Below are 14,413 nucleotides of genomic sequence, written 5' to 3' on the forward strand. Positions count from 1 at the left end.
GGATAAGCACAACTGGGAGCCTGAAGCATGACGTCCAACCGTTTTCCCCACCTGTTGTCACCGGGCCGTATCGGCACCATGGAACTGCGCAACCGCATCGTGGTCACCGCGATGGGCGTCAGCCTTTCGGAAGACGACGGCACTGTCGGGGAACGCCTGATCGCCTATCATGAGGAACAGGCGAAAGGCGGGGTTGGGCTGATCATCTCCGGCGTGGCCGGAGTTGCGTGGCCGACAGGATGTGTTTCCTGGCAGCAGACGGCCATTTCCGAAGACCGCTTCATTCCCGGCCTTACCCGCTTGACGGAACGGGTTCATGCCCATGGCGCCAAAATCGCCGCGCAGTTACATCATGGCGGCCTGGTCGCCGCCTATTCGGCGGGACGCTGGGGTCTGCCCTTGTGGGCTCCCGCCATTCCACCAGCGCCAAAAGGCAGTTTTGCCGATTTCTTCCTGATGGAAGAAATGGCCGGAATGGCTGGAATGAAGGTGCCAGAGATCAAGGTTCTGGAAAAAGCCGATATCGCTCTGGTCGTCGAACAGTTCCGGGCCGGCGCGGCCCGCGCAAAGCAGGCGGGCTTTGACGGTGTCGAGATCCATGGCGGCCATGGCTACCTGCTGTCGTCGTTCATTTCTCCGTACACGAACAACCGTACCGACGAATATGGCGGCTCGCTGGAAAACCGCATGAGGCTGCCCCTCGAAGTCATCCGCGCCATCCGCGAAGAAGTGGGGCCCGATTTCCCCGTCTGGATGAAGCTAGACACCCGCGAAATCGGCAAGGACGGCATCACGGTGGAAACCGCTCAGGCTTCTGCGCGAATGGTAGAGCAGGCGGGTGCTGACGCTATCACGATGACGACGTACCACGACACCGACGTTGGAAAGCTCCACTCGGAATCCCACACCCCCCACATCGACGGATGGAACCTGCCGGCCACCGCAATGGTCAAGCAGGCCGTTTCCATTCCAGTGATCGGATCTGGGAGGGTGGAACCGGAACTCGGCGACCAGACAATCGGCAAGGGCGAACTCGATTTCGTAGCCATGGGGCGCAAGCTGCTGGCCGACCCGCACCTGCCCAACAAACTCAAGGCAGGCGCGCCGGAAAAAGTGCGCCCTTGCATTTACTGCTACACCTGCATCAGCGCGATCTACATGGGCGACCACGCGCGGTGCGCGGTCAACCCCGAGTTGTCCCACGAATTTGAACAGAAGCCTGCCGACACGACGGCGCCAAAGCATATAGCCATCATTGGTGGTGGCCCTGGCGGCATGGAATCCGCCCGCCGACTGGCCGCGATGGGCAGCAAGGTCACTCTGATCGAAAAAGGCGACCGGCTGGGTGGCACACTGCGCTTTGCCTCGCTCGCCTATGAACCCAACGAACGACTGCTCAACTGGCTCCGCGCAGAAGTGGCAGAAGCCGACATCGACGTGCGCCTTTCGACAGAGGCCACTCCCGAATTGCTTCGCGAACTGGGCGTCGACAAGGTAATTGTCGCTACCGGTGCAATTCGCGGAATGCCGCCCATTCCCGGCCATGATCTGCCACACGTTTTCTCCGGCGACGATATGCGCAACATGATGCTGGGCGAAAGCTCCTCGGAATTGAAGCGCAAGACCGGCCTTCTCACCCGCATGGCCACCAAGATCGGCGCGGCGACGGGGGCGACGTCGAACCTCGCCCTGGTCCGCAAGGCAACACATAGCTGGATGCCGCTGGGCCAGAACATCGTGATAATCGGCGGCGAACTGGTGGGGATCGAACTGGCAGAGTTCCTGATCGAACGCGGTCGCACAGTCACTGTCGTTGATGAGGCGCCGCGCTTCGGCAAAGGGCTCACCCTGGTACGTCGCATGCGTATCCTGTCAGAACTCGCCGAGCATGGCGCATCCCTGCAGCAGGGGGCGTCCGACATTGCGATTGAGGAAGGCGTGGTACGCTTTACCGACGCCTCGGGCACGGAACAAACCGTTCCGGCCGACCATGTGATCGTAGCCAAGGGAGCGGAAGGGAACCTTACCCTTGCCGACCGGCTACGGGCCGAAGGGTTTGCGGTGGAAACCGTGGGCGATGCGAATGGTGTCGGCTACATCGAAGGCGCGATGCGCGGTGCGGCCCAGGCGGTCGCCGAAATAGCCGCATAGCAATGCAGAAACGGCCGGAGGCGATCTCCGGCCGTTTTTCAATGAGTACGCCGGGTACGGTATCGGGCCGGAGTCATGCCAACGGCCTCGCGGAAGGCGTTCGTAAAGCTGGTAACGTGACTGAACCCGCAACGGTAAGCCACTTCCTTTATCGGGAGCATGGTATCGAGCAGCAGTTGACGTGCCTGACGGAAGCGGAGCGATGCAAGATATTGGCTGAAACCAAGGCCGGTCGTCCGCTTGAGCGCGGCGGCAAGCTGCCTTGGGGACAGACCACACAGGACCGCGACTTCCGGCAGGCCGGGTTTTTCCGCGATATGTTCCATGCAATAGCTTTCGACCAACAGCAGCAGCTCTTCCGAGAGAGCCCCCGCCGCATCGCTTGCCGTCAACCGCACAAGATCGATAGCCAGTGCAGTCGCGATAGCTGAAATCAAAGCTCCACTTGCAGAGCCCGGATTGCGGGTTTCTTCTGCAATTCTTTCAAGCGCCCGCACAATATCGCGATTTCGGATATCCACGCATCGCGCCAGCCGATCCAGATCAATCCCATCGCCTTTCTCGAACAGCGGCCCACGCGGCGCATTATCGTACCGGCACATGAGCATTCGTGCCCCTGCCTCCCTTCCCACCGCATGCATGCCCACTCCGGCAGGTAGATAACTGACCGCACCGAACCTGCGATAATCGCTGCGCACTCCATCCAGAATGTAGCAGGCACGGATGTCGACCGGCTTACGGGCAAGGTTGAATGCCACGACATGCCGGTCGCCGGGCGCCATCTCCAACTCATGCCGAAAACGCGCTTCCTCAATGCGCACACTTAATCCCGGCAAATCATACTCCACTGGCTAGGACCTTTCTGATGTGGAAACCGCACCCCCGACAATTCCGAAACCGGAAACAGTCCATAGTGCTGTGCATTTCTCCCTAACTTCAGGCCATATCCCTAAAGTTTCTGCCGTGTATGCGCCTGTCGATTAGTATAGCTTTCAAGCATAACGATGCACAAGACAGACAAGATTAAAATGGGCGAGAAGATCGAGACAAGCAGGCCGATCCGTGTCGGGATCGTCGGAGCAAACCCTGACCGCGGGTGGGGTTCGGGTGTCCACCGCCGTGTCATACAATTCCTGCCTGAATTCGAATTGTCCGCCGTGTGCACCACCAAGCGGGAAACGGCGGAGCGCGCAGCCCACGAATTCGGTGCCACTCACGCCTTTATCGACGCAACGGATCTCGTGACCCATCCTGACGTCGATCTTGTGGCGGTCTGCGTACTTGCTCCCCATCACTATGATATCGCCCGGGCAGCACTGGCTGCGGGCAAGCATGTGTATTGCGAATGGCCATTGGCTTTCACTGTGGAGCAGGCGGAAGAACTCGCCGCCATGGCCACGGATCGCGGTCTCAAGGCAATGATTGGTCTGCACCTCAATGGCGCGCCAGCCCTGCGACATGCCGCGCAACTGGTGACGGATGGTTTTATTGGCACCATGCAGGATGTGAACCTGCATGTACGCGTACCGGGCTCTATCACCCGCACCATGGCGACACGATCCAGCGGCACCCATCTGCTTTCAATCTATGGCGGCCACCTTCTCGGCGCCCTGACAAGCCATTTTGCCCCGATCATCGACTGGTCCGCACGTGGGGCCATTCATTTACCTCCGTACGATGAAACCGGCCTGCCATGCACACGCGATGCTCCCGATCATGTCCTGATCCAGGGCGAGCTTGCCAACGGCAGTCTGTTCAGTCTCGATCTCGGCAGCATGTCGATGGCCGGCATGGGCTCTCACTGGCGCATCGGCGGTACGGAAGGCACGATCCAACTCCATTCCGCCGCAGCCGACATGCCCGCCATGGAAGCCTTGACGATTTCGGGCGGCAGGCTGGGCGATGATATCCGCCCGCTGGGAATTCCCGGCCATCTGGACTGTGCCGACATCCCGGCCGAACCGCAGCGCTATTCCGCCTACCCCGGCGTCGAAGCATCCCGCGCGGCGCTTGCTTCGGTCGGAAATCTGTACCGGCAACTCGATCAGGCCATTCGCACTGACGGCCCCGTCTTCCCGGATTTCACCCACGCAGCCGATATCCAGAGGCTCGTCACCGCAATTGATGCGACGTTGATCGAGGCCGATAGTCATTCAAACACACAATCCTGATGAAGTGGAGAGGACAGCAATCATGAACGCCCAGACAGAGTCCGCCGATCTGAAAGAGCGCGCAACCGAAGAGGTTGAGGTAACCTCCGGCAACGCCGTCAGCTACATGAACAATCGCAAGCTGATCCGTACGGAAAGCAGTGTGTTGGTCAGCTCCTCCCCCTGGCTCAACGAACCACGCGTCCGTGAATGGGTGGCGACCGAAAGCCTGCGCCGCAACGGGAACGATTACCCTCTGCTGTTCGGCATGGCTTCCGCCGTGAAAGGGCTGGACGAAACCCGCGACCACGAGCGGATCGACGCGTTGATCAAGGCCGAGCGGAAGATCAATCCCAAGCTTGATGCCTGGTTCGAGGAACGTTTCATTTCCACCTTCACGCTCGAGGATCTTGGCAAAAACCCGAAGGGTTCGGTTGGCCGCATGTTATACGATCATATGGCCGAACTAGGGCTCTCCCCAGAACTCATGCATCAGCGGATGGAAAACCCCGAGTGGGCCCCGGAAAGCGACTTCGACTATTTCACATTGCGTACGGGCCAGACCCACGATCTCGACCATTTGCTGGGTGAAGTCGGCTTCGACGTGATTGCCGAAATCTTCCCGACCGGCCTGCGTACCGGCAACATGTTTGCGCATGTCAGCCCCGAGCTTGCGGGTCAGTTGCTGGCGACGAACACCATGATCATCTTCCCATGGTTCATGCGCTGCATGCTGAACTATCCCGAAGCATGGCCGATGATGTGGCATAACCTCAACCATGGTTACGAAGTGGGCCAACAGTCCGACATGCTGTTTACAGCCAAGGTGGAGGACATCTGGCACCTTTCACCAGCCGAAGCGCGAGATGCCCTGGGTGTTCGCGGGTGGAAAGGCCCGAATGACAGCCGCGCCGCCTCCCGCATTTTTGGCGAGGGATACGAAATCATCTGAGCTTCAGCGCCGACTTACAACGTAAGTACATGCTAACAATTTTGATTGACTTCCCTGTTATCCGCATGTTTTTAAATGCGGATAAGATAATGAGGGGAGGAATCGGCAATGCGCATCGTTGATGCAGGCTGCCATTTCCGGAAACCGGGCGATACGCGCAGACACGCTGCTCTGGGGAGGCATAGCGCCTCCATGCCATGCGAATACGCGAATGTGACATCGCGCGGTCTAGGCCGCCATCAGCAGGCTGCCGAACACAAGCCCACCCGGCGGGAAGGCGCACCACCCCTCACTTCTTCTGTGCGGAGATGCCAGGTTTCAGCGCATCTCCATGACCGACATCATGAATGCATGGAACAGTCAGGCTCTGATCTGCTGAGGCTGGATCAGCCCGGCAGTCGAGCATCAAATCGACTGCAAAGAGCTTTGCGAAGAAAGGGAGGAAAATATGCCTGACAATGGAAAACTCTGGAAGCTCGCACTGTGTGCCTCTGCATCATGGGCTGCGATTGGAACGGCCCAGCCGGCATTGGCCCAGGATGCAACGGACACAGTCGACACGCAGGAGATCATCGTTACGGGCACCCTGATCCGCCAAACGGTGACTTCGTCCCCCCTGGCGGTGATGAATAGCGAAGACATAGCCGCCCGCGCGCTGACCAATGCGGCAGAACTGGTAAACACCCTGCCTTCGAATTCCGGCTCCGAAGCGGGGACCGACCAACTCGGACAGCCACTGACTTCGGGGACGGCCCAGTTCAACCTCCGCAACCTCGGCCTCGGTTCCACTCTGGTTCTGGTCAACAATCGCCGCCAGACACTTGCTGCCGTGGCCAACAACGACGGCAGCACTTTCGTCGATATCAATTCGCTGGTGCCTTTGATCGCGGTTGAGCGAGTGGAGGTCGTAAAGGACGGCGCAGCAGCTACCTATGGCTCCGACGCAGTGGCAGGCGTGGTCAATTTCATCACCCGCAAGCACGTGGATCGCCCGGAAATATCAGCGCGCGTAAATTTCATCGACGGTGCGGAGCAATACAATCTGGACGGCATCGCGGGTTTCGACGTGGGCGACAACGGCCATCTCATCGTGGCTGCTTCGTATTACAAGAGCACGCGACTGGCATCGACCAAGCGTAAATTCTCCACCGCCGCGACATTCGGCCGCCCCTGGTGGCACTCGGTCTCAAGTTATGGACAGCCGGGTTCGTACCTTCCAGTGGGCGGCACTGCGTATCTGCCCGATCCGGATTGCACCAACCCGGCCTTCCCGGATAGCTATCAGGGATCACCCACTGACCTGTGCCGGTTCGACTTTTCAGGCTACTACGACCTGATCCCGAAGGAGCGGCGCATACAGGCATTCGCCAGCTATAGCGGCACCATCGGCGACAGCATCAATCTGAACCTCGAGGCGGCCTACGCCAATACGAAGACACGGACCGCATCTTCACCGTCCTTTCCTATGCTGGCGATCTCCCCGATCGTGCCCGCGTCCCATCCCGACAATCCCTTCGGTCAGGACGTTTATTTCCGTGGACGCCTGCTGAATGGCGAATACGGCCCTTCGATCACGGCCAACGATTACGACACCTTCCGCCTCGCTGCGGGACTGGACGGAGAACTGGGCAAGGCATGGAACTGGTCGCTGAATGCGACCTACAGCCAGCAGACCGTGCTCTATGACAAACCCGACACGATCAAGACCGCTTTCATCAATGCCCTGAATGGCCTTGGCGGACCAAACTGTGACTCATTCAGCGGAACGCCCGGCGTGGGCGACTGCATGTACTTCAATCCTTTCGGATCAGCCTACCTCGGAACCGGCACAGCCAACAGCGACGCACTGGTCCAAAGCCTGATCGGAATGAGCGACCTGCACGGGAAAACATCTCTCGTCACTCTCGATGGTGTGGTTTCGGGCGACTTGTTCGACTTTGGCGGCGAAACCGTTCAGGCGGCTATCGGCGCTCAATACCGGCGCAGTACATTTCGCCATAATTGGGGCGACCTGATCAATGCCGGGGAACTCGTCACCCTTGGCCAAGCACCTGATTTTTCTGGCAATGAGGACGTCTATTCCGTGTTCGGCGAACTGCGGGTCCCCTTCGCTTCCATTGCGGAAGCCACATTCTCCGGCCGTTATGAGAAGTACGCCAACAGCTTCGGCCGTTTCACGCCGAAGATTTCACTGCTCGCCCACCCCATCGACATGCTCTCCCTGCGGGCAAGCTGGGGCAAGGCTTTCCGTGCCCCCGGCGTGTATCAGCAATATGCGGTCCAGGCTGCCCAGCCAGGCGTTCTGGACCCGGCGTTGAGCAACGCCTACGTCTTCGTCAACACCGTGGCTTACGGCGACAAGGGCCTTGATCCGGAACGCTCGACCAACTGGAATCTGGGCGCGACATTCACGCCCACACGCAATTTCGAATTCAATTTCGACTATTACAACTTCAAGTACAAAGATCTCATTGTTAAGGAAAATCCGCAGCAGATCCTGAATGCCGCGTGGGCTGGCGATACTGATGCGCAAAGCCGCATCACACGCGACGTGAACGGCAACCTGCAGCGGGTGGACCTCAAATTCATCAATGCTTCGTCAGTGGAAGTCGAAGGCTTCGACGCAGGCGCGCGCATGTGGTTCGATAGCGACGCCGGACGTTTCGAGGTAAAGGCGGATTGGTCGCATGTCGTCAAATACGACATCCAGACAGTTGCCGGAGGCACCGTGATCGACGGCCTCGGAAATGTGAACTTCAACAATCTGGGCCATTCAATGCCGCAAGACCGGGTCGAATACGGTGTGTACTGGTCGTCCGGTGCCCACAGGCTGAACGTCTTGGGTCACTATATCAGCGGTTACGACAACGACCGTACGGGTACCCACATCAAGTCGCAGAATACCTACGACCTGCAATACAGCGTAATGCTGGACGACCTGATCGGGCTGGATGGTACGACCTTGTCAGTCGGGGCGATCAACGTCTTCGACAAGGATCCGCCGGTCGCCCAGTTGTTTCTCGGCTTCGACCCGACGGTGCACGACCCGCGTGGCCGTGTGATCTACGTCGGCATCAACCAGAAACTCTAAGACCGTTGATCTGCTCCACCCTCGCTGCATCAGCGGGGGTGGAAGCTTCCTGCCTGCGGGTGGGTTGGCAGCACAGCCCCGCATTTCCCCAATTTTTGGCATCATTGGATATTCCCAAGCGGTGCAATCGTGCATAGGCAATCCACACGCAAAGCCTGCAAGGCCAGCCATTGGGATAGGTTGATTTCATGAAGCAATCAGAGGCGAGCCCGCCATCGACCACGCTGACATCAGGGCAAGCCAACTTTGCACTGGCCGTCTTCCTGTTGGCATATGTGTTGTCGTTTGTTGACCGGCAGATCCTCAGCCTGATGGTCGATCCCATCCGGCAGGATCTTGGCCTCAGCGATATTCAGATCGGATTGCTCCAGGGATTTGCCTTCGCCATTCTCTATGCGACCATGGGCGTTCCTTTCGGAATGCTCGCCGACCGGGCATCGCGACGTAAGCTGATCGCCGCAGGTATCGTATTCTGGAGCTTCGCCACCGCCATGTGCGGCCTCGCGCGAAGCTTTGCGCATCTGTTTATCGCACGCATCGGCGTGGGCGTAGGCGAAGCCGCCCTGTCACCGGCTGCGCATTCCTATCTCAGCAATGCCTTCCCACGGGAAAAGCTCGCCCGGGCGATGGCAATATACAATCTCGGCATCACGCTCGGTGGCGGTATGGCGCTGATTATCGGAGGTTCCGTTGTCGCTCTCATCGCACGGAGCGGCAATATCGAGCTTCCGTTCTTCGGCGAATTGCGTTCCTGGCAAACGGCATTCCTGGCCGTATCGCTGCCCGGCATTTTCATCGCATTGCTGGCACTGGCAACCAAGGAACCACCCCGCCCCCGAGTGGCCGATACGGAAAAACAGGTTCCGCCGCTCGGTGACGTGTTCCGTAACCTCTGGGCCCATCGCCGGGCCTTCGCCAGCATTCACTTCAGCTCTGCCGTATTCGGAATCTACGGCTACAGCCTGATCGGTTGGTACCCGACCCTGATGATCCGCAGCTTCGACCTCACCCCCGGACAGGCCGGAACGACGCTCGGCCTCTATCACCTCTTTCTGGGCAGCCTCGGCTCGATCTGTGGCGGCATGCTGGCAGACAAACTGGCAGCCAAGGGGCGGTTTGATTCCAATATGCGGGTCATTTCCTGGATTGCCGCAGCAGTGGTCATTCCCGCAACTCTCACTCCGCTCATGCCCAATATCACGCTGCTGCTGATTATGCTCGCTCCGGCAGTGTTCCTCTTTAACGGCTACTTCGGGTGCTCGGTTGCCGCGATCCAGCTGGCCTCGCCTCCCTCCATGCGCGGCACCAACGCCGCGCTATTCCTGCTGACCAACAGCTTCGTCGGCCTCACCATCGGCATGCTGGCCGTGCCGATGACGGACAAATACATGTTTGGCGGCACCGGCGAACTGGGTCCGGCGCTTGGCGTCATCGCGGCTGTCGGTTGCACCTTGGCCGGGTTGATCGCTCGTTCCGGCCTGAAACAATATGGGGATCTCGCGAAAAGGCAGGCGAGCCTTGCAAAGGAAGCGGCGGCAATGGCCTAACGGCGTTTGCCAGTCAGTCCCGTAGCTTGTCCTTCAAAACTTTCCCCGCCGCATTGCGGGGAAAATCGGCAACGAAAGCAACACTGCGCGGTACCTTGTAATTGGCCATGTTATCCTTTGCCCAGGCCAGCAGATCCTGCTGATCCACCTGCATGTCGGGGCGCAGGATCACGAAAGCCTTGCCGACTTCACCCAATCGTTCATCCGGAATGCCGACCACCGCCACTGTCGCGATTGCCGGATGGCGAGAGAGCAATGCCTCCACTTCCGCTGGATAGACGTTGAATCCGCCGGAAATATACATGTCCTTCAACCGGTCGGTGATGCGGACATAGCCCGTTTCATCCATCGTCCCGACATCACCCGTGTGAAGCCATCCATTCCCATCAATGGCTTCCGCTGTTGCCACTGGATCGTCCAGATAACCGAGCATTACGCTCGGCCCGCGAACCCAAATCTCTCCCGTATCACCACGCGGCACTTCCTGCCCGCCCGGGTCCACGATCTTCACTTCGGTGCCAGGCAAAGCACACCCGACACTATTCGCGATTACATCTGCCGGATCGCCGCGCCGGCAACTGGTTATGACGGTATATTCGCTCATTCCATAAGCAGTGGTGATGTCCTGCATCCCCAGTTCACTACGGATCCGCTCGATCAGTATGGGCGGAACCGTGGTCGAACCGCTGGTCCCTCCACGTAGGGAACTGCAATCGAACGGATGCCGTTCCCGTTCCGCCAGCAATGTCTGGAAGACCGTCGGAGGCGCGGGGAAGAAATTGATGCGTTCCTGCTCGATCAGGCGGATCACTTCCTTAACGTCGAACTGAGCCAGTGGATACATGACCGCGCCCGCGATCAGACTGGCTACCCAGCCGACCTTGAAGCCGAAGCTGTGAAAGAACGGATTGACGATCAGGTAGCGTTCGCCCCGCGAGAGGCCGGTGTTTTCGATCCAGACCTCGCACTGGGGAATGACCCGCCCATAGGTCATCATCACGCCTTTCGGGGCACCAGTCGTACCGGACGTAAAGATCATGTCGGAGACAATATCCGGCGTCAGCGCATCGAATGCGGCGGCAACGGCAGGATCATCGGCCCCATTCCCGCTGGCGACGAATTCCGAAAATTCGCTGTCCAGAAGCACTGTCTCTGCCAGTTCGGGCAGATCCTCCGCCGCGAGCAAGGCGGGATAATCGATGTCCAGAAATCCCTTGACGGTGAACAGCAGCCGGGAATGCGTCCGACGCAGAATATCGCCCGCTTCGTGCCCCTTCAGACGCGTGTTGATGGGAATCAGGGTGGCGCCGCAGGTCATCAGCCCAACAGCCGCGACGATCCATTCCCGGCTGTTGGGCGCCCATATGGCGACACGGTCGCCCTTTTCCACGCCACGGGCCAGCAGGGCAGACGCAGCCGCCCTGCACCGTGCCCAGAGCTCATTGAAGCTCCAGGTCTCTCCATGTTCTACCAGCGCCGGGGCATCGCCCCAGCGCCGGGCGGCCAAGGCCGCCGCGTGCGGAATAGTCAGCGGCAGCCCTTCGGCCATGATCAGGCGACTTCGAACAGCCCTGCAGCACCCATGCCACCGGCAACGCACATCGAAACGACAACGTATTTAACGCCGCGCCGTTTGCCTTCGATCAGGGCGTGGCCGACCAAGCGGCTCCCGGTCATGCCGAAGGGGTGGCCGATAGCGATGCCGCCGCCATTGACGTTGAGCTTTTCAGGGTCGATGCCGAGCTTCTGCTGACAGTAAACGGCCTGCGAAGCGAAAGCTTCGTTGATTTCCCACAAGCCGATGTCGTCCACCTTCAGGCCGCTACGCTCAAGCAGCTTCGGAATGGCGAAAACCGGGCCGATGCCCATTTCTTCCGGGCCACAACCCGCAACCTGGAAGCCCCGATAGATGCCCAGAACCGGCAGGTTTTCCTTCTGCGCAGTGGCAAGATCCATCACGACCTGAGCAGAGGCACCATCGGAAAGCTGGCTGGCATTGCCCGCAGTCACGTGCTTGCCTTCTTGAATCATCATACCGTTCTTGAAGACCGGTTTGAGCTCCTGAAGCTTTTCGAAGGTCGTGCCGGGACGAACACCTTCATCCTTCGTCAGCGTGACCTCTTCCTTGCCGGTTTCGTTGCCTTCCTTGTCGAACAACGCCTTGTTGACGGTGATCGGCACGATTTCGTCATCGAATTTGCCCGCTTCCTGCGCGGCAGCGGCACGCTGCTGGCTCTGTGCGGCAAAACGGTCCTGATCTTCACGGCTGACGCTGTAACGGTCCGCAACCACTTCGGCCGTTTCGATCATCACCATGTAGGCGTAGGGATCGTGTTCCTTCACGAATTCGGAACGATTGCGCCACTGCGGCGCATGTTTGTTGATCGTCAGCGAAACATTCTCGGTGCCGCACGCGAGTGCCACATCGATCTCGTTCGTCATGATTCCGCGCGCGGCGAAAGCGATCGCATTCAGGCCCGACGAACACTTGCGGTCCATCGTGAAGCCGGCGGTCGTGTCCGGCAGGACCGAGCCATGCACTGCGAGACGACCGAGATTGTAGCTCTGCGTGTTCCAGTGATTGGCGCAACCCATGTAGACGTCGTCGATACGGGCAGGGTCGATTCCTGCGCGTTCAATCGCTGCATTGACGACGTGTGCCGCCATCAACGGGGCTTCGGTGTCGTTGAACGCACCGCGATACGCCTTGCCTACGCCAGTACGTGCGGTGGAAACGATAGCTGCTTCGCGCATGTGCAATTCCTATTCAAATCCGTGCATGTTGGTCGGGCCCCAGAAAGCCCGCATTTCGATCACTTCGTTGGCTTCGTTGAAGCGGAAGGTGTCGATCACGTCGATCCGCTTGTCCGAACCTTCAAAATGAAGATTAACCGAGAAGGGGAACACAGCATAGTCTTCTGCCACGCGAACCGGCCCTTCAAGCTTGAGCTTCGCACCGGTTTTCATCGATTCAGCGTAGAAAGCGCGAATGGCATCACGCCCGACATGCTTCGGCGTCCCGATCGGATCTTCAACCGTCGCGTCCTCGGCGAACAGAGCCGCAACCCGATCCGGGCTGCCTGCATCAAACGCAGCAACGTATTCCTGCACGGCGGCAGTCATTTTCATTGGATCAGGCATTGTCATACTCTCCAAAAACCGAGGAAGTCGCATCCATCGGATCAAATATCATCGTATCGCCCACACCGTATTCGGCCAAGCGGCAGTCTGGCAATACGTGCTGTGCCCAAGGCCCTATTCGGGGAAATAACGATTGATCGTATCGACTACGCAGGCCGGACGATCCTTGCCCTCAATTTCGACAGTGACACGGATGACCGCCTGAATCGCGCCGCCTTTCACTTCTTCAGCCGAAACGATCTCTGCCGTGCCGCGAATACGCGAGCCGACAACGACCGGATTGAGAAAGCGCGTCTTGTCCATCCCGACATTTACGCCAGCGGAAAACCCGCGCACTTCGACCATTTGCGGCATGAACATGTTGACGAGACTGAGCGTCAGATAGCCATGGGCAATCGTCGCACCGAACGGGCCGTCCTTGGCCTTGACCGGATCGACATGGATCCACTGGTGGTCGCCGGTGCAATCGGCAAACGCATCAATCCGTTCCTGTTCGACAGTCAGCCATTCGCTCGCCTCAAGCTTCGTGCCTTCCTTTCCCAGAAGATCACGCGGGCTTTCGAAAATCGTGGGCATGGCTCAGGCTCTCTGGCTGGAAACGGAAACAATCTCACCCGTCATATAGGACGACAGGTCGCATGCCAGGAACAGCATGACATTGGCGATTTCCCAGACTTCCGCAGGGCGCTTGAACGCTTCTCGCTCAACCAGCTTGTCGAGCGCTTCCTGCGTCGTCACCTTGGCCAGGAACGGATGCATCGCCAGCGAGGGCGAAACCGCATTGATGCGCACACCGTGCTCGGCCGCTTCGATTGCCGCACAACGGGTGAAAGCCATCACGCCAGCCTTTGCCGCAGCATAATGCGCCTGCCCCTTCTGCGCCCGCCAGCCCAACACCGAGGCGTTGTTGACCATCACACCGGACTTGTTGGCATACATGGAAGGCAGGAAGGCCCGCGTCATGCGAAACAGGCTGGTCAATGTAACGTCGAGCACGCGGCTCCACTGCTCATCCGTCATGTCGACAACATCGACTTCACCGCCAAGACCGGCATTGTTGATCAACACATCGACCCTGCCAAGCGCGGCAAGCGAGGCATCACGCAGCCCCTGCACAGCTTCTTCGCTCGTGACGTCGCAAATGAACGTCGCCGGGCGTTCCACGCCTACTTCGTCCGCAATCCGATCGGCCGCTTCGTTGAGGCGCCGTTCGTGGAAATCGCTGATCAGCAATTTCGCGCCTTCTTCCACCGCCCGCTTTGCAACAGCAAAGCCGATGCCGGTGCCGGCAGCTGCGGTAACGACGACGGTCTTGCCTTTCAGCAGGCCGCGCGGTTCGGGATAGACAGCAACGGTACTCATATATTTCCCCTCGATTCGA

General features: G+C 59.0%; 11 protein-coding genes. 5 read left to right on the top strand and 6 right to left on the bottom strand.

Annotated elements, in window-relative coordinates:
* The first annotated feature begins 27 nt into the window (after positions 1 to 27).
* Positions 28 to 2,151, top strand: a complete 2,124-nt coding sequence (locus MB02_RS15880) for an oxidoreductase (RefSeq protein WP_067540062.1) — start codon at positions 28 to 30, stop codon at positions 2,149 to 2,151.
* A 38-nt stretch (positions 2,152 to 2,189) separates the two neighbouring features.
* On the opposite strand, the gene MB02_RS15885 is transcribed toward MB02_RS15880, so the two are convergent.
* Positions 2,190 to 2,933, bottom strand: a complete 744-nt coding sequence (locus MB02_RS15885) for a helix-turn-helix transcriptional regulator (protein ID WP_156495557.1) — start codon at positions 2,931 to 2,933, stop codon at positions 2,190 to 2,192.
* A 222-nt stretch (positions 2,934 to 3,155) separates the two neighbouring features.
* Here MB02_RS15885 and MB02_RS15890 point away from each other — a divergent pair, with 222 nt between their 5' ends.
* The 4 genes from MB02_RS15890 to MB02_RS15905 all read left to right on the top strand — a co-directional run bounded on the left by MB02_RS15890 (position 3,156) and on the right by MB02_RS15905 (position 9,891).
* Positions 3,156 to 4,322 (top strand): Gfo/Idh/MocA family protein, encoded by a 1,167-nt coding sequence (locus MB02_RS15890; protein ID WP_067540068.1) that lies wholly within the window; start codon positions 3,156 to 3,158, stop codon positions 4,320 to 4,322.
* A gap of 22 nt (positions 4,323 to 4,344) precedes the next feature.
* Positions 4,345 to 5,253 carry a hypothetical protein gene (locus MB02_RS15895; RefSeq protein WP_082826261.1) on the top strand — a complete coding sequence of 303 codons (909 nt, stop codon included), beginning with the start codon at positions 4,345 to 4,347 and terminating at the stop codon, positions 5,251 to 5,253.
* Positions 5,254 to 5,701: 448 nt separating this feature from the next.
* On the top strand, positions 5,702 to 8,344 hold the full coding sequence (locus tag MB02_RS15900; RefSeq protein ID WP_067540072.1) for a TonB-dependent receptor domain-containing protein: 2,643 nt from the start codon (positions 5,702 to 5,704) through the stop codon (positions 8,342 to 8,344).
* 188 nt (positions 8,345 to 8,532) lie between these two features.
* Complete coding sequence (locus tag MB02_RS15905; protein WP_067540075.1) at positions 8,533 to 9,891, top strand: spinster family MFS transporter; 1,359 nt, start codon at positions 8,533 to 8,535, stop codon at positions 9,889 to 9,891.
* A gap of 13 nt (positions 9,892 to 9,904) precedes the next feature.
* Here the strand turns inward: MB02_RS15905 and MB02_RS15910 are convergent, their stop codons facing one another.
* From MB02_RS15910 to MB02_RS15930, 5 genes are all read right to left on the bottom strand, one after another.
* Complete coding sequence (locus MB02_RS15910) at positions 9,905 to 11,440, bottom strand: FadD3 family acyl-CoA ligase (protein ID WP_067540079.1); 1,536 nt, start codon at positions 11,438 to 11,440, stop codon at positions 9,905 to 9,907.
* Between the two features lie 2 nt (positions 11,441 to 11,442).
* Complete coding sequence (locus MB02_RS15915) at positions 11,443 to 12,645, bottom strand: acetyl-CoA C-acyltransferase (protein WP_067540083.1); 1,203 nt, start codon at positions 12,643 to 12,645, stop codon at positions 11,443 to 11,445.
* Positions 12,646 to 12,654: 9 nt separating this feature from the next.
* Complete coding sequence (locus tag MB02_RS15920; protein ID WP_170304768.1) at positions 12,655 to 13,032, bottom strand: steroid Delta-isomerase; 378 nt, start codon at positions 13,030 to 13,032, stop codon at positions 12,655 to 12,657.
* A 114-nt stretch (positions 13,033 to 13,146) separates the two neighbouring features.
* Entirely contained in the window at positions 13,147 to 13,608 is a 462-nt protein-coding gene (locus MB02_RS15925) for a MaoC family dehydratase (RefSeq protein ID WP_067540089.1), read from the bottom strand.
* A gap of 3 nt (positions 13,609 to 13,611) precedes the next feature.
* The gene (locus MB02_RS15930) at positions 13,612 to 14,394 is read right to left on the bottom strand and encodes an SDR family oxidoreductase (protein WP_067540092.1); all 783 of its coding nucleotides are present in this window, start codon (positions 14,392 to 14,394) and stop codon (positions 13,612 to 13,614) included.
* Between the last annotated feature and the right edge of the window lie 19 nt (positions 14,395 to 14,413).

This window comes from Croceicoccus estronivorus (assembly GCF_001625325.1).
Lineage (GTDB): Bacteria > Pseudomonadota > Alphaproteobacteria > Sphingomonadales > Sphingomonadaceae > Caenibius > Caenibius estronivorus.

Excerpts from the sequence above, each read along its gene's own strand:
- MB02_RS15880 (WP_067540062.1), top strand. The coding sequence starts at position 28 with ATGACGTCCAACCGTTTTCCCCACCTGTTGTCACCGGGCCGTATCGGC.
- MB02_RS15885 (WP_156495557.1), bottom strand. The coding sequence starts at position 2,933 with ATGGCGCCCGGCGACCGGCATGTCGTGGCATTCAACCTTGCCCGTAAG.
- MB02_RS15890 (WP_067540068.1), top strand. The coding sequence starts at position 3,156 with ATGCACAAGACAGACAAGATTAAAATGGGCGAGAAGATCGAGACAAGC.
- MB02_RS15895 (WP_082826261.1), top strand. The coding sequence starts at position 4,345 with ATGAACGCCCAGACAGAGTCCGCCGATCTGAAAGAGCGCGCAACCGAA.
- MB02_RS15900 (WP_067540072.1), top strand. The coding sequence starts at position 5,702 with ATGCCTGACAATGGAAAACTCTGGAAGCTCGCACTGTGTGCCTCTGCA.
- MB02_RS15905 (WP_067540075.1), top strand. The coding sequence starts at position 8,533 with ATGAAGCAATCAGAGGCGAGCCCGCCATCGACCACGCTGACATCAGGG.
- MB02_RS15910 (WP_067540079.1), bottom strand. The coding sequence starts at position 11,440 with ATGGCCGAAGGGCTGCCGCTGACTATTCCGCACGCGGCGGCCTTGGCC.
- MB02_RS15915 (WP_067540083.1), bottom strand. The coding sequence starts at position 12,645 with ATGCGCGAAGCAGCTATCGTTTCCACCGCACGTACTGGCGTAGGCAAG.
- MB02_RS15920 (WP_170304768.1), bottom strand. The coding sequence starts at position 13,032 with ATGCCTGATCCAATGAAAATGACTGCCGCCGTGCAGGAATACGTTGCT.
- MB02_RS15925 (WP_067540089.1), bottom strand. The coding sequence starts at position 13,608 with ATGCCCACGATTTTCGAAAGCCCGCGTGATCTTCTGGGAAAGGAAGGC.
- MB02_RS15930 (WP_067540092.1), bottom strand. The coding sequence starts at position 14,394 with ATGAGTACCGTTGCTGTCTATCCCGAACCGCGCGGCCTGCTGAAAGGC.